This is a genomic window from Streptomyces actuosus (assembly GCF_016921115.1).
Taxonomy (GTDB): domain Bacteria; phylum Actinomycetota; class Actinomycetes; order Streptomycetales; family Streptomycetaceae; genus Streptomyces; species Streptomyces actuosus_A.
The window spans coordinates 14,746-29,740 of record NZ_JAFFZS010000023.1 but is presented as its reverse complement, the minus strand read 5'-3'; the positions used below and the strand labels follow the sequence as shown (position 1 = coordinate 29,740).

Sequence of the window (14,995 nt, the reverse complement as noted above, 5' to 3'; positions counted from 1 at the left end):
TTCCATGAGACGTTCCCGACTTGTCGTATTCGTCAGCTCACTCCTCCTCGCCGCCGGCGCCGCCCTCACGGGGGCCACCGCGGCGCAGGCCTCCGAAGCCGCCGCGGCCACCGGTTACGTGGCCCTCGGCGACTCCTACTCCTCCGGTGTCGGCGCCGGCAGCTACATCGGTTCCAGCGGCGACTGCAAGCGCAGCACCAAGGCGTACCCGTATCTGTGGAACGCCGCCCACGCCCCCTCCTCGTTCACCTTCGCGGCGTGCTCGGGCGCCGTGACGGGTGACGTCCTGGCCGACCAGCTCGGTGGGCTCTCCTCCTCCACCGGCCTGGTCTCGATCAGCATCGGCGGCAACGACGCAGGGTTCGCCGACGTCATGACGACCTGTGTGTTCTCGTCCGACAGCACGTGCCTCTCCCGTATCAACACGGCCAAGGCGTACGTCAGTTCGACGCTGCCGGGGAAGCTCGACACCGTCTACTCGACGATCCGCTCCAAGGCGCCCAACGCACGGGTCGTGGTCCTCGGCTACCCCCGCTTCTACAAGCTCGGCACCTCGTGCATCGGCCTCTCCGAGACCAAGCGCGCCGCCATCAACGACGCCGCCGACTTCCTGGACAGCGCCATCGCCCAGCGCGCCGCCGGCCACGGCTTCGCCTTCGGGGACGTCCGCACCACCTTCGGCGGCCACGAGATCTGCTCCGGCAGCTCCTGGCTGCACAGCGTCAACTGGCTCAACATCGGTGAGTCGTACCACCCGACCGCCTCCGGGCAGTCGGGCGGCTACCTGCCGGTGCTGACGAACGCGGCCTGATCCCCTGCGGACCGCGCTCGGCATCCCCCGGAGCGCTGCCGCCCCACGGCAGCGCTCCTCGCTCCAAGGACAGCAGCAACACCCTTCAGGGGGATGTGCTCGGCGAAGGAGAGGAGGCCCCGTCCGTCGGGGTCTCCTCGACGCACGTCACCGAGAACGGCACCATGTCGGACCTGGCCCGCACCGGCGAACGCACCTCCACCCCGACCGCGTTGCGGTAGGTGCCGCTCGCCGCGTACGTCGTCACGATCACCCGGTCCTGCCTGGTCAGCCCGCCGCCCTCGGGGAACGAGAGGGTCTTCCAGTCCTGGCCGGCGACCTCTCCGTCGCGCGTCACCCACCGGTAGTCCACCTCCGCCGGCAGCCGGCCGACCGTGAACGTCGCCGTGAACGCGGGCGCCTCGGCGTCCGGCGGCGGACAGGCGCCCACCCGGTCGGTGTGCGCGCCCACCACCGTCACCCGCACCGACTGCGGCGGGGGGCTGCTCGTGGTGCTGCTCCGGCTGGGCGTGCGAGTGGGCGTGGCCGTCGGCTGCGCGCCGGTCCCCTGTTCGCTCGGGGTCGGGGCGGGCGTGGTCGCCGACGCACCCGCGATGCCCGTGGACGCCCCCGTCGTGCTGCCTCCGTGCGCGCCACCGGTGTTGAGCAGGGCGTACGTCAGCCCGGCGAGCGCCAGTGCCAGCGCGGTCAGGCCCGCGACCAGGACGACGCCGGCACCCCTTCGGCGCCGCGGTTCCTCCGCCCGTCCCTGGGGCGGCCCCGTTCCCGGCTCCGGTACCGGTACCGGCATCGGCGGTGTCGGCCCCGGCCCCGCCCGGTCGGGGCGGACCGCGACCGTCTCCGGGTAGGGCAGCCCGCGTACCGTGTCCGCGCGCGGAGTACCGCCCGCGGCGATCAGGCGAAGGTCCCGCTCGGCGGCCGTTGCGGGCAGCCGCTCGGTCGGATCCTTCCGCAGCAGTCCCGCGATCACGGGGGCGAGCGGACCGGCCCGGCGCGGCGGCGGGAGCTCCTCGTCGACGATCGCGCGCAGCGTGCTCAGCGGGGTGTCCTGGCGGAAGGGGGAGTGGCCCTCGACAGCCGCGTACAGCAGTACACCCAGCGACCACAGATCCGACTCCGGCCCCGGCCGGCGGCCCAGCGCCCGCTCCGGGGCGAGGAACTCGGGGGAGCCGATGACCTCTCCGGTCATGGTCAGCGCGGAGCTGCCCTCGACCATCGCGATGCCGAAGTCGGTGAGCACCACCCGGCCTTCGTTCGACAGCAGCACATTGGCCGGCTTCACGTCCCGGTGCAGCACCCCCGCCGCGTGTGCGGCCCGCAGCGCCGCCAGCACCTCGGCGCCGATCTGTGCGGCCCGCTGCGGGACGACGGGGCCCTCGGCGTCCAGTCGGTCGGCCAGCGAGACGCCGCGCACCAGCTCCATCACGATCCACGGCCGGCCGTCCTGCGCGGCCACGTCGTACACGGTCACCACGTTGCGGTGGGACACCCGTGCCGCCGCCCAGGCCTCCCGCTCCAGGCGGGCGTACATCCGCTGCACGTCCGGCGCAGGCAGCCCCACCGGGGCGCGCACCTCCTTCACCGCGACCTCGCGGTGCAGGACCTCGTCGCGGGCTCGCCACACCGTCCCCATCCCGCCCTCGCCGAGCGGTGACAGGAGACGGTAGCGGCCGGCGATCACCCCTTCACTGCCCGGCTCTTCGGACACGGCGCCCCCATTTCGCATCCGGGCGTATTCATCCGTTTCTTCATGACGGTAGCTCAGCCGATCGCCGATGCCGCCCCCCTGAGCACCAATCCGGCGCCCAGGGCCAGCACGACGGAGGCCGACCCCAGCGGCACGGCGCGACGCACCAGGCCCGCCAGGGGGTGCGCGGTCCACCGGGGCCGCCTGTCCAGCAGTCGGCTCATCCCGCTGCCCATCCGGACGACGGCGAACCCGGCCGCCGTGAGCGTGAGGGCGAGCCCGGCGCCGTAGGCGACGACCAGCACCAGCCCGAACCAGGCCTTCCCGAGCGCCGCCGCACCGACCAGCACGACGATCGCGGAGGGACTCGGTACCAGCCCGCCGGCGAAGCCGAGCAGGAGGGTGCCGCGCAGGGTGGGGGCGGTGGCGTGGGTGTGGGGGATCCCGCCGTGACTGTGGACGTGGGGATGTTCCCGGGCCCGGCCGGAGCCGTCCTCATGGTCGGGCGCGGGGCTGTGCGCGGGTTCGTCGCCGTGGACGTGGTCCTCACCGTGGTCGCGGCCGTGGCCGTGGTCGTGGGGACGGCTGTGGCGGTGACCGTGCTCCTGCTCGTGGCGGTGACCGTGACCGTGGCCCTGCTCGTGGCTGTGGCTGTGGCCGGGTTCGTCGCCGTGGTCGTGGGGACGGGCTGGTGCGTCGTGCGTGTGGGGGGCGCGGCCGTGCGTGTGGGTGTGCGCGTGCGCGCGGTTGCGCAGGGCGCGGCGTACGAGGGTGACACCGGCCACCATCACCAGACAGCCGCTCGCCATGCCCAGCCACGCGATCACGGAGGGGGCCGCGGCCGACCCCGCAGTCACGAGCAGGCCGAGGGCGACGACGCCGAGGGTGTGGGTGACCGTCACCGACGCGGCCAGCGGCAGGACGTCCTTCAGCCGCGCCCGGCCCCCGCGGGCGGCCGCGGTCGCGGCCATCAGCGTCTTGCCGTGTCCCGGCGCCAGGGCGTGCAGCGCGCCGAGGCCGACGGCGATGAACAGGGCGAGAGCGGCGAAACCGAGCGTGAGGTCGCGGCGTGCGACGAGGGCGTCCAGCGCGCGCGTGAAGCGGTCGGCGCCGCGCGGCAGGACGGCGGCAGCGGCGCCCTCGGCCGTTCCCCCGGCCAGGGCCGGGCCGCCGGGGCGCACCCGCAGCGAGGCGGTGGAGGTGTCGGCCGGAGAGGAGAGCAACTCCCGCGGGTAGTGCGTCAGTTGCTGGGACGAGGACTGCTCCGGCACGTCCGACGCGGTGAGCGTCATCCGGTCGCCGCGCGCGGTGATCTCCCGCCAGCCGGGCCCGGTGTCGGTGCCCGCGCTGTGGAACGTCACGGCGACGGACGCGTCGGGCAGCGCAGCGGTCAGCCGGCACTCCACCCGCAGGGTGTCGAGGCCGGCCTGCCCGGGCCGCACGTGCACCGTGCTGCTGCGGGCGGTGAGCGCGACCGGGCGGCCGTCGACGACGACCCGGCTGCCCTCCGCGGCCTTCCGGCACCGCTGCCGGGCCCATGCGTCGGCGCCGAGCCGTTCGACGTCGGGCCGCGCCTGGGTGGCAGGGATCTCGGCGAGGTCCTCGACGTGGTCCACGCGGAGGCTGCCGGGCGCGGCGACGAGGCCGTCGTAGCGGTTGACGGTGAAGTTCCCGAGGGGGTGCGCGCTCGCGGACGCGGCCGGCAGCAGGGTGAGTCCGGCAGCGGCCGCCAGGACGGCGGCCGCCGAGCCGAGGATGCGACGGGGCGTCACCGGGTCTCCTCCAGGGCCGTGCGGGCCGCGCGGGCCCCGAGAGGGGAGAAGCCGGGGTCGAGTCCGAGGGCCTCGGTCAGCAGGGCGCGCCCCTCGGCCCGGTGGCCGGCTCCGCGCTCGATCATGCCGCGGTGGTAGAGGAAGAGGGCGTTGCGGTAGCCGGTGGCGGTGGCGCGGCGGGCGTAGGCGAGGGCCTCGGCGTCCCGTCCGTCGACGTGCAGCGCCCAGGCCAGCGCGTCAGCGGTGTGCACCGTCTGCCGGCGCTTCCATTCGGCGCGCGCCGCCCGCAGGGCCGCGGCGGTGTCGCCGTGGTCGGCGGCGGCGAGCGCGGTCTCGAGGTCGGCGTCGACGCCGTTGGCGCGGGCCAGGGCGGTCCAGGCGTCGACCAGCGCGTACTGCTCACGGGCCTTCGCCCGTTCGCCGCGCTCCTCGTACAGTTCGCCGAGGGCGATCAGCGGGCTGGGCAGGGGAGCGCGGGCGACGATCCGCTCCAGGTTCCGGACGGCCGTCGCGCGGTCGCCGCTCGCGGCCTGGGCGCGGGCCCGGCCCTCCAGCGCGGGCAGGTAGGAGTCGTCCGCGGCGAGGGCGCGGGCGTAGTGGTGCAGCGCGCCGGCGTAGTCGCCCTGGCTGCGGGCGAGGTGGCCGAGCTGGGTGGCGACGTAGGCGATGTCGCCCCGGCCGGTCGCCGTGTCGAGGGCCCGCTCCAGGATCGCGCGGGCGCCCGCCACGTCGCCGCGCAACTCGCGCACGTAGGCGTAGCGGGTGAACACCGGGACGCCCGGCCGGCGTCGGTCCGCGGTGTCCGCGGCCCGCGCCGCCTCGTCGTACCGGCCGAGTTCGACGAGGGCGTCGATCCGGCTGCACAGGGCGCGTTCGCTGTACGGGTTCTCCGCCAGGGCCCGGTCGGCGTAAGCCAGGGCGCCGGTGAAGTCGTGCCGTGCGGCGGCCAGCGCGGCCCGGCCGGCCAGGGCCGCGTCGTTGCCTGGGCGCAGGTCGAGCGAGCGCCGCAGCGCCTGTTCCGCCTGCGGGTAGCGGGAGGGGTCGGCCTTGGTGCGGGCCTGTTCGACGTAGGCGAGCCCGAGGCTCGCCCAGCCGTTGTGGTCGCGGGGCTGGGCGCGCAGATGGGCCTGGAGGGACGCCACCCCGGCGTCGAGGTCGGCGCCCGCCTGCACCGCGGGGTTCCCGTCCGCGGGCGCCGCGGCGGCGACGGCGTCCCCGCCGCCCCGCGCCGCCCCCACGGCCACGGCCCCGGCAGTGAGCGCCACGGCCAGCAGCAGGGCGCAGCCCGCCATGTGCAGAGCCCGTCCGCGCCGCCCCGCCTCGCGCGCCCGGCGCACGGCACGCCCCCGGTCCTCGTCCGTCACCGCCCCGGCGGCAGCCGCGACGGTGGCCTGGCCGGAGCCCCCTGCCTCCGGCGCGGCACCGGGCGAGCCGGATCCCGTCTGCGGGGGGAGAGGCTGCGCGGCGGGTGACGCGGACGGAGTCGGAGGGTGAGCGGGCTCCGCCCGCGGGGGAGCCGATGCCGCGACGGGCTGTCCGGGTGCCGGTCGTGAGGGACCGCCCGCGCCGCCGGGGGGTTCGGGTGCCGTCCCCGGCCCGTCGTGCGCCGCGTCGTGGCGCTGCCGCGGCGTCCCGGAGTCATCGGCCTCCGCGCCGGCGCGCTCAGCACGTGCCGTCCCGGCGTCCCCGCGGTCCGCCCGCCCGGCGCGAGTGGCCGAGGCCGCCGCCACGCGCCGGACCGCGGCGACGCGGTCCTCGGCGCCCGCACCCGGCGGCGGCCCGGCCCGACCGGCCGTCGGGCCGGCCGGCGGCTCCGCCGGGCCCTCCGCAAGGGCGGCGGGTGCAGGGGCAGGTGCCCGCTTCGGGGTGTCGTCGTTCGTGCGCGGGGACATGCCCTCTCCTCGGTCGGCGTGCTCGCTCAGGACGTTCAAAAGGCGCGGCCCGTGGCGTGGGGGGACACAAGGACACGGGCCGCGCCGGTCGGTGGGTGCGGTCAGTACGGCCGCTGGATGCGCCGGCGCCACCAGGCCAGAGCGGCACCGATCAGCAGCACGCCGGCCGCGCCGGAGGCGGCCGAGGCGGCGATCAGAGTGGTGCTCGGCGAGCCGCCGGAGGAGCCGGCCGGCTGGAGCGCGTCACCGAGCTGGCTGCGCACGTCCGCACCGCCCTTCGTGCCCTTGGCGAGCGGGCCGCGCGAGCCCTCCGTCGGCAGGGCGACGTACGGGAACGTCTTCTCGAACTCCTTGTCGTTCTTGTCGACCGCGTCGCCGAGGTCGTTCTTGGAACCGACCAGTTCTCCCTCGACGACCTGGAGCGAGGCGTCGATCACGTCGTCCGTGAGACGGCGGCCGTTGGGGAAGCCCGCCTTGTCGCCGTCCAGGACACCGAGCCGCTTCGGATGCATCGTCGGCTTGATCGAGGTGTTCAGGCGCAGTTCCTCCGCCGGGCGGACGTGCGGCGGCTGGTTGAGGCCCTCGACGCCCTTGAGGAAGACGTCGACGAGGTCGTTGCGCGGCTCGGCGGGAGCCTTGATCTTGTATATCGCCTCGATGAGCTTGGGCAGCTCGGGCTCGGTGACGTTCTTCAGGAACTGGCCGTCGTCCTTCGGGACGGACGCGTTGAACCGGTCCTTGTCCTTCTGCGGGTTGACCACCTCGTTGACCAGCGGGTTGCCCAGGCGGGAGACCTGGGTCCAGTGGCCGTGCGCGTTCTTGCGCTGCGTCGTGGACCAGATGCCGACGATCGGCTGGTGCGCCGACTCGGTGATCATGTGGGTCGGGATCTGCAGGGCGATGGTGTTGACGTTGTAGCCCTTGAGGGTGTCGTTGCCGACCTCGGAGAGGTTCCCGCCGTACAGCAGGTCGAAGACCCGCAGGTCCAGGAAGAACGGGTCGTCGGCCTGGCCGGCGAAGCTCGTGGCGCCGTCGTGCGTCCGGTACACCGCCTGGTGACGCAGCTTGGCGTAGTCCGGCATGGACGCCTTGCCGACGTTCGACGGCGCCACGGGAACGTTCTTCGCGATCCTCTTCCGTGACATCACGTGCCGCTGCTTCATCTTGAGCAGTTCGATGTCGTAGGTCTGCGTCACGTTCAGGTCCGGATCGTCGAGGCTGTGGACCGTGCCCGTGTTGTACAGGAAGGTGTTCTTGTTCTTGACGTGGGTCTTGAACGTGTAGCGGAAGACCAGGTCGTCCTGCGCGTCGCCGTTGTTGTCGACGTGGAGGTCGTACTGGGCGTCCTCGGCGAACGTGTAGAAGTTCGGGCCGCCGGCCGGGTCCTCGAAGGGGATCCAGTTGGCGACGATCGTCGTCGTGTCCGGCTTGTCCGGGCTGACGAAGGCGTACACGTCCGTGTTGTCGTACTGCGGCGTCCCCGAGATCAGCGGTGCCTCCCGGTGACTGGAGGCGGACGCCTCCCCCGGTGCCAGTGCGGCGACGCCGGCCGCCGCGAGCCCCCCGGCGGCGAGCGCGCCACAGACGAGGGCCGCGACGCTCCTGCGTGCCGCCCCGCTCCTGGAGTTGAGTGTCATGCCGTCCGTCCTCTGTTGCCGACTTGCCTTGGTGACCGGACATTCGAAGCGGTCGGCGGGCCGGATTGGTCGGTCGGGAAAATTCTTTCGCGCCGTCATTTCCTGCGGCCCGACCCGCGTTTTCGGCCCGCTGATCCGTAACACCGACCGGAGGTGCGTTCGGTGCGAATGCCTGGTGTGACGGGACGGGGCCGCTGCGGCCGTCGGGAGGGGGACCGCGTGGAGGCGGACGAGCTGCTGATGCTCGTTGCGGGAGGCGACCATCGAGCGTTCGAGCGGTTGTACGTACTGGTGTCCGGGCCGGTGTTCGGACTGGTTCGGCGTGTGGTGCGGGACACGGCCCAGGCGGAGGAGGTGTCGCAGGAGGTGCTGCTGGAACTCTGGCGCTCGGCACCGCGCTTCGACCCCGGCCGCGGCAGCGCCCTGTCCTGGGTGCTCACCCTCGCCCACCGTCGCGCCGTGGACCGCGTGCGCAGCGCCCGCGCGGCCGGTGAGCGGGAGCAGCGTGAGGCCCTGCGCTCCGGAGGCACCCCCTTCGACCAGGTGTCCGAGGAGGTGGAGGCAGGCCTGGAGCGCGAATGGGTGCGCCGCTGCCTGGGGCGCCTGACCGCACTGCAACGCCAGTCCGTCACCCTCGCGTACTACGACGGCTACACCTACCGGGAGGTGGCCGAGCGGCTCTCCCTGCCGCTGGGCACGGTCAAGACGCGGATGCGCGACGGGCTGACCCGGCTGCGCGAGTGCCTGGGGGGTGCCGCATGAGCCTCCTCGGACGCCTGCTGCGCCGCGAGGACCCGCACTCGCTCGCCGCTCCCTACGCCCTGGACGCCCTGGAACCCGCCGAGCGGGTCCGCTTCGAGCGGCACCTCGCCCGCTGCGAGCGGTGCGCGGCCGAGGTGCGCGCCCTGACCGAGGACGCTGTCCGGCTCGCCTGGTCGGCCGCCGCCGCGCCCCCGGCCGCCCTGCGCGAGCGGGTCCTGGCCGCCGTGCGCGCCACCCCGCAGGAGCAGCCGGCGCGCGAGCACACCCCGCAACTCCCCCCGCACGTCTGGGGCGGTCAGCCTCCCCCGCGGCGCAACCGTGCGCCCCGGCCGCGCCCCCTGCTGGTGCCGTTCGCGACGACCACCGCCGCCGCGGCCCTCGTCGTCGCCTCCCTCTTCGCCGTCCAGGCGGACCACACCCAGGACCGGCTGAACGCCGAGCGCGACCGGTCACGTGAGATCGCACACGTTCTCGCCGCCCCCGACGCCCGGTCGGCGACCGGCCACGACGACCGCGGCCGCAGTATCGGAGTGATCGCTTCCGTCTCCGAGGGGCGCGCGGTGGTGACGTTGCGCGGCTACGGCGCACTGCCGAACGGGCGCGTGCATCAGCTGTGGCTCATGCGCCCCGGCGCACAGCCGCGCTCCCTCGGGCTCTTCGGCCGCGACACGCCCTTGGTCGCCGCGGGTCTCGACCGGTCCGCGACGTCACTCGCCGTGACCGTGGAGCCCGACGGGGGGTCACCTCGGCCCACCAGTCAGCCGGTTGTCCAACTCGCCCTGGAATCGGTCGGATTCGGAGAGTAATCGGCGTGGGGGTGTCAACCCCCTTGCAGGGAAGGTGAATCCTCGGAGCGCGATACCGGAGTGCCCCAAGGGGGCGATAAGGTTACTCTGCCCGGGCCGGGCGGACTCGTACGGGTGGGGAGTGACATGGAGCAGATAACGGCGCGCAGCAGGGCGAGAGTCCCTGCGATCACCTGCGGGAGCAGCGCGACCAGTTCGCGCCTCGACCGCCACCTCTCGGTGCTGGGCGGACCCGCCGTACCGCAGCGGGAGACGGTCGAGGCGACCTCGCTCATGCGGGAGCTGACGACGCGTGACACCGTGCACACGAGCACGGGCAGCCGTGCGCGGGTCAGCCGGGTCTCGCTCTTCGCGCCGCTGCGCCGGCTGCGCCGTTCGCTGTTCGGCGGCCACCGCCACTGAGGGCCCCCGTCCCCGGGCGCGCCGACGTCGCGGGTCCCGGCACGTACCCACTGCGGCGTCGACGTCAGTCACCGGCTCACCCGTCCCAGGTCTTCCCCGGTTCTCCCCGGCCGGGAGGCGTCCGCCCCGCGCCGATTCCCACGGCGCCGCAGCAGCCCGCACCGGATCGTCCCGGCCCGGCCGTCACTGCCACTCGTCCCCGGAACCGGCCCGGATCCAGCGAGACGACCTGCCCCGAGGTCAGGCGACCACGCCGTCCCGGCGCAGTGCCGCGATCTCGTCGTCCGTCATGCCCGCGGCCCGCAGCACAGCCCCGGTGTGCTGCCCGAGCGCGGGCACGTCCCCCATGAGCGGCTCCTTGCCGCCCGGCAGCGTGATCGGGGGCAGCAGCGCCCGCAGCGGCCCGGCCGGCGACCCCGTCTCCCGCCAGCGATCCCGCGCCGCCAGCTGCGGATGGGCGGCCAGTTCGTGCACGTCGCGCAGCCGGGCGCAGGCGATGCCCGCGGCCTGGAGCCGTTCCAGCGCCTCGTCGGCGTCCAGCGCGCCCAGTGCCTTCGCGACCAGCGCGTCCGTGCGCTCCCGGTGCGCCACCCGTGCCGCGTTCGTGGCGAACTCCGGGTCCGTGCCCAGGTCCGGGCGGCCGAGCACCCGTTCGGCGAGCCGCTGCCACTCCCGGTCGTTCTGAACCGACAGCAGCACCTGTCCGCCGTCCGCCGCCGCATAGGCGTCGTAGGGGGCGATCACGGCGTGCGCGAGACCGGTGCGGGCCGGGGAGGCGCCGCCGTGCAGGGCGTGGTGCAGCGGATGCCCCATCCACTCGGCGAGCGCCTCCAGCATCGACACCTCCACCGGCCCGCCCCGCCCCGTCGTGCCGCGGCGCACCAGGGCCGCCAGCACACCCGAGAAGGCGTACATGCCGGCCGCGATGTCGGCCGCCGGGATGCCCGCCTTGACCGGCTGCTCCGGCGTGCCCGTCACCGACACCAGGCCCGCCTCGCACTGCACGAGCATGTCGTACGCCCGTTTGTCCGCGTACGGCCCGCCCGCGCCGTACCCCGAGATGTCCACGGCGACCAGCCGCGGATGCGCCGCGCACAGACCGGCCGCGTCCAGGCCGAGCCGCGCCGCGGCCCCCTGCGCGAGGTTCTGCACGAACACGTCCGCCTCGGCCACCAGCCGGCGGACGACATCCAGTCCGCGTGCGTCCTTCAGGTCCACGGCGATCGACTCCTTGCCGCGGTTGCACCACACGAAGTGCGAGGCGAGCCCCCGGGCGGCGGTGTCGTACCCGCGGGCGAAGTCGCCGCCGTCGATCCGCTCCACCTTGATCACCCGGGCGCCCAGATCGGCGAGCTGCCGGGTGGCGAAGGGGGCGGCGACGGCCTGCTCGACGGCGACGACGGTGACGCCCTCCAGGGGCAGGGGCAACTGGTCCATGCCGGGATCATGTCCCGCGCAGGGCGGTTCTGTCATGAGCCGTCGGTCACGGACCCCGTCGCAGCCTGACGCAGCGGCGGACGGCGAGCGGTGCGCACACGCCGATCAGCAACGCGCACCGGGCCGGTGACCCGGCGACCGGTCGGGCCACCGGCCGGGCCGCGCCCGCGGGCGCCGCGAGACGGCCGAGGAGGTGTCCTAGACGAGCGCCAGCTGGCCCTCCGGGCCTTCCTCCCGGGCGCCGAGCACGGAGGCGGGGCGGCGGGCCGCCGCCGGCACCGGCAGGACACCCGCCGCGCGCAGGTCGGAGGCCGTGACCGGGGTGGTCACGTCCAGGTCGGCCCGCTGCGGGCGCAGTTCCGCCATCAGGGCCAGCACGGTGACGAGCTCCAGCAGTTCCGAGGTCCACGCCTGCGGCCAGGCGTGCGGCCGGATCCCCGCCAGGGCGCCGGGCCCGGCCGGTCCGACGCGCGCCGCGAACCACTGCTCCAGGACCCGCACCCCGCCGGCCTCGAACTCCCAGGCCTCGGCCGGCACCGGGGAGATGCGGCCCCCGTCGAGGTGCAGGGCCTCCTCGTCGCGGTCGTAGTGCAGGGCCAGCGGGCGGGCCGGCAGCGGAGCGCGCACGTACGGGCGGCGCCCGCCGGGCAGCTTGGGGCGGTCCCCGTCGCGGCGCATCAGCCACAGCACCCTGCGGCCCAGCTCCACCCCGCGCGCCCACACCTCGCGATCCTGCGTCAGCGGCACGGTCAGATCGGGGCGGACCGTCGCCAGCGTCCAGGCCAGTACGTCCGCCGCCGTCACCGCGCACCCCAGCCGGGCGGTCAGGTGCCCGGGCAGACCGGGTGCCAGGTTCGGTTCGGCGCCGCCCGGCCGGCGGTACAGCGGGCGCACCCGGCCGCCGGGCAGGACCGGGATCAGGGAGGTGGCCAGCAGGGCGTCCGGTGTCTGGACGACGAAGACCTGCCGCTCGTCCGCGACGCGCCACAGTTCCGGCCGGGCCGCGTCGATCAGCCGGTGGTCGGGGATCAGCCACTGTTCGTCGAACGGCGCCCGCAGCACCCGCACCGGTTCCGGGCAGGGCCCGGAGGCGCGGATCAGCTTCTGGGTGTCGCCCGCCCGGCCCGGCAGCTGCCCGACCGCCGAGCGCGCCGTACGGGCGCGCGTCGGCTCGAACAGGGTCTCGCGGTCCGGTCCGTCCGCCGTCAGCAGAGCGGCCCAGCGGTCCCTGAGCGCGGCCGGGTCGGGCGCCACGGGCCAGTCGCGGCCGAGCCGCGGCGGTGCGACGGACCACGGCATGAGGTCCGCCAGCAGCGGAGCGTCGTCGTGCGTCACGCCGGGCATCGTACGACGGGCCCCCGGGCGGGGGTCAGGTCGCGTCCAGCGTCACGGTGAAGGAGAAGCGGTCGCCCCGGTAGTGGATGACCGCCACGTCCAGCACCCGGCCGCCGGTGTCGTAGGTCACACCGGTGTAGTGCAGGATCGGGCTGAGCAGCGGCACTTGGAGGAGCCGGGCCGTCTCCGGGTCGGCGATCCGCGCCTCCACGGTGTCCGTGATCCTGCTGATGTCCGCGCCCACGACGTCCCGCAGCACCTTCGTCATGGGCCAGCGCACCAGGTCCTCGGGGTCGATGCGGGCGGCCAGTTCCGGGCGGACCCAGTTGCGCGCGTGGTTGGTCGGCTCGCCGGTCTTCTCGTCGCCGCGCAGCCGGTGGTACGCGGCGACCTCGGCGAGGTCCGGGAAGTACTCGGCCAGTTCGGCGGGCACCGGTTGGCCGCCGTGGCCGAGGAGCTCGGTCGTCATGCCGGACTGCTGGGCCACGATCGCGTCCACCGAGCCGAGCAGTCGCACCGGGGCACCGCGCCGGACGTCCGGTTCGATGAACGTCCCGCGGCGCCGGTGCCGGGTGATGAGCCCCTCGTCCTCCAGCTCCTTCAGCGCCTGCCGCATCGTCAGCACGCTCACGCCGTAGTGCCCGGCCAGCTGCTCCTCCGTGGGCAGGCGCAGCGGGTCGTGCGGCGAGCGGCCCAGTATGGAGGCGCGCAGCGACTGCGACACCTGGTACCACAGGGGCAGCTTGCGGTTCAGGACGACGGAGTCCGGGGCGAAGGAGGTCACGGGGCCCATCCGTACCGGTCGGAGATCGTTCAGTGCAAGGGCGAGCCGGACGGCACGGCCGTCACAACGCCCTGAAGTGCCGCTCCAGGCCCTGCCACACGTCGTCGTAGCGCTGCTGCAGGTGCTCGGCGTCCGCCGCCTGCGGGGTCAGGTTCACCGGCCAGCGCGTCTCGAACATGAACGCCAGGCCGTCGTCGACCTTCTGCGGCTTCAGCTCCGCCGCACTCGCCCGGTCGAACGTCTCCCGGTCCGGGCCGTGCGCCGACATCATGTTGTGCAGCGAGCCGCCGCCCGGCACGAAGCCCTCGGCCTTCGCGTCGTAGGCGCCCTCGATCAGGCCCATGTACTCGCTCATCACGTTCCGGTGGAAGTACGGCGGCCGGAAGGTGTCCTCGCCGACCAGCCAGCGCGGCGCGAAGACCACGAAGTCCACGCTCGCCAGGCCCGGGGTGTCGGACGGCGAGGTCAGCACCGTGAAGATCGACGGGTCGGGGTGGTCGTAGGAGATGGAGCCGATGACGTTGAAGCGGCGCAGGTCGTAGACGTACGGCAGGTAGTTGCCGTGCCAGGCGACCACGTCCAGCGGCGAGTGGCCGTAGGTGGCCGTCCAGAGGCTGCCACAGTACTTGTTCACCACCTCCACCGGGCCCTCCACGTCCTCGTACGCGGCGACCGGGGCGCGGAAGTCCCGCGCGTTGGCCAGGCCGTTGGCGCCGATCGGGCCGAGGTCGGGCAGACGGAAGGACGCGCCGTAGTTCTCGCAGACGTAGCCGCGCGCGGTCTCGTCCAGCAGCTCCACCCGGAAGCGCACACCGCGCGGGATCAGCGCCACGTCGCCCGGCTCGGCGTGCAGCAGACCGAACTCGGTGCGCAGCAGCAGCCCGCCGTGCTCCGGGACGATCAGCAGCTCGCCGTCCGCGTCGCTGAAGACGCGCTCCATGGAGGCGTCCGCGTGGTAGAGGTGCACGGCCATGCCGGCACGCTGGGCGGCGTCGCCGTTGCCGCCCAGCGTCCACAGGCCCGCGAGGAAGTCCGTGCCCCGCTCCGGCCGCGGCAGCGGGTTCCAGCGCAGGCGGTTCGGGTCCGGCACCGCCTCGGTGAAGGGGGCCGTGCGCAGGGCGCCGTTGCCGGCGCGGGTGAACGCGGGGTGAGCGGCCGAGGGGCGGATCCGGTACAGCCAGGAGCGGCGGTTGTGGGCCCGCGGCTCGGTGAACGCCGTACCGCTCAGCTGCTCCGCGTACAGCCCCAGCGGCGCGCGCTGGGGTGAGTTGCGACCCTCGGGCAGGGCGCCCGGAACCGCCTCGGAGCCGTGCTCGTTGCCGAAGCCGGAGAGATAGGCCAGTCCCTCGGCGGTCTTCCGCGCGTCCCCGCTCATGTTCACTCGCTCCCTAGTGGTGCTGATTCCTATGCAACACCGTAGGATTGCGATCGCCGCCTGCGCAAGAGGTGTGCCGGTCCGCGTGCCGCGAGGAAGGCCGGAACCCGGTCCGGGCGATCGGGCCGGTCCCGGGTGCGGGGGAAGCGTCTGTGTCATGTCGTGGACGCGACGAATTTGTCCCGGCGCGTGCGACCGGGCGGTTCTCCGTCGGCCGGATCGCGGGCTGCGGGCGGCGGCGGGTACGGGTGGCCGGCGGATCCCGCAACCGCTCACGCTCCCGGGGCGGGCGGAG

At 74.5% G+C, this 14,995-nt stretch carries 12 protein-coding genes; 4 read left to right on the top strand and 8 right to left on the bottom strand.

The genetic code is table 11. The features are described 5' to 3' along the window. Positions 1-4 precede the first annotated feature (4 nt). Complete coding sequence (locus JS756_RS24475) at positions 5-811, top strand: SGNH/GDSL hydrolase family protein (protein WP_205385347.1); 807 nt, start codon at positions 5-7, stop codon at positions 809-811. An 85-nt stretch (positions 812-896) separates the two neighbouring features. Here JS756_RS24475 and JS756_RS24470 read toward each other — a convergent pair whose 3' ends face one another. The 4 genes from JS756_RS24470 to JS756_RS24455 all read right to left on the bottom strand — a co-directional run bounded on the left by JS756_RS24470 (position 897) and on the right by JS756_RS24455 (position 7,799). Further along, positions 897-2,519 (bottom strand): serine/threonine-protein kinase, encoded by a 1,623-nt coding sequence (locus JS756_RS24470; RefSeq protein WP_438817343.1) that lies wholly within the window; start codon positions 2,517-2,519, stop codon positions 897-899. A gap of 53 nt (positions 2,520-2,572) precedes the next feature. After that, complete coding sequence (locus tag JS756_RS24465; RefSeq protein ID WP_205385345.1) at positions 2,573-4,270, bottom strand: nickel/cobalt transporter; 1,698 nt, start codon at positions 4,268-4,270, stop codon at positions 2,573-2,575. Then, the gene (locus tag JS756_RS24460; RefSeq protein ID WP_438817342.1) at positions 4,267-5,634 is read right to left on the bottom strand and encodes a tetratricopeptide repeat protein; all 1,368 of its coding nucleotides are present in this window, start codon (positions 5,632-5,634) and stop codon (positions 4,267-4,269) included. The genes JS756_RS24465 and JS756_RS24460 overlap by 4 nt, the downstream gene beginning before the upstream one ends. Positions 5,635-6,263: 629 nt before the next feature. Further along, on the bottom strand, positions 6,264-7,799 hold the full coding sequence (locus JS756_RS24455; protein WP_205385343.1) for a DUF4331 domain-containing protein: 1,536 nt from the start codon (positions 7,797-7,799) through the stop codon (positions 6,264-6,266). A gap of 219 nt (positions 7,800-8,018) precedes the next feature. Between JS756_RS24455 and JS756_RS24450 the strand changes: the two genes are divergently transcribed. The 3 genes from JS756_RS24450 to JS756_RS24440 all read left to right on the top strand — a co-directional run bounded on the left by JS756_RS24450 (position 8,019) and on the right by JS756_RS24440 (position 9,769). Then, positions 8,019-8,561, top strand: a complete 543-nt coding sequence (locus JS756_RS24450; protein ID WP_205385342.1) for a sigma-70 family RNA polymerase sigma factor — start codon at positions 8,019-8,021, stop codon at positions 8,559-8,561. Next, a complete protein-coding gene (locus tag JS756_RS24445) occupies positions 8,558-9,367 on the top strand; it encodes an anti-sigma factor (RefSeq protein WP_205385341.1) in 810 nt (269 codons plus the stop codon). Before JS756_RS24450 ends, JS756_RS24445 begins: the two co-directional genes overlap by 4 nt. 126 nt (positions 9,368-9,493) lie before the next feature. After that, positions 9,494-9,769 (top strand): hypothetical protein, encoded by a 276-nt coding sequence (locus JS756_RS24440; RefSeq protein ID WP_205385340.1) that lies wholly within the window; start codon positions 9,494-9,496, stop codon positions 9,767-9,769. A 240-nt stretch (positions 9,770-10,009) separates the two neighbouring features. Here JS756_RS24440 and JS756_RS24435 read toward each other — a convergent pair whose 3' ends face one another. The 4 genes from JS756_RS24435 to hmgA all read right to left on the bottom strand — a co-directional run bounded on the left by JS756_RS24435 (position 10,010) and on the right by hmgA (position 14,700). Beyond that, positions 10,010-11,206 (bottom strand): CaiB/BaiF CoA transferase family protein, encoded by a 1,197-nt coding sequence (locus JS756_RS24435; RefSeq protein WP_205385339.1) that lies wholly within the window; start codon positions 11,204-11,206, stop codon positions 10,010-10,012. A gap of 198 nt (positions 11,207-11,404) precedes the next feature. Further along, entirely contained in the window at positions 11,405-12,550 is a 1,146-nt protein-coding gene (locus JS756_RS24430; RefSeq protein WP_205385338.1) for a type ISP restriction/modification enzyme, read from the bottom strand. A gap of 25 nt (positions 12,551-12,575) precedes the next feature. Then, positions 12,576-13,325, bottom strand: coding sequence for a GntR family transcriptional regulator (locus JS756_RS24425; protein ID WP_205385337.1), 750 nt, complete (start codon positions 13,323-13,325; stop codon positions 12,576-12,578). A gap of 61 nt (positions 13,326-13,386) precedes the next feature. After that, the gene (gene hmgA, locus JS756_RS24420) at positions 13,387-14,700 is read right to left on the bottom strand and encodes a homogentisate 1,2-dioxygenase (RefSeq protein WP_205385336.1); all 1,314 of its coding nucleotides are present in this window, start codon (positions 14,698-14,700) and stop codon (positions 13,387-13,389) included. Positions 14,701-14,995 lie beyond the last annotated feature (295 nt).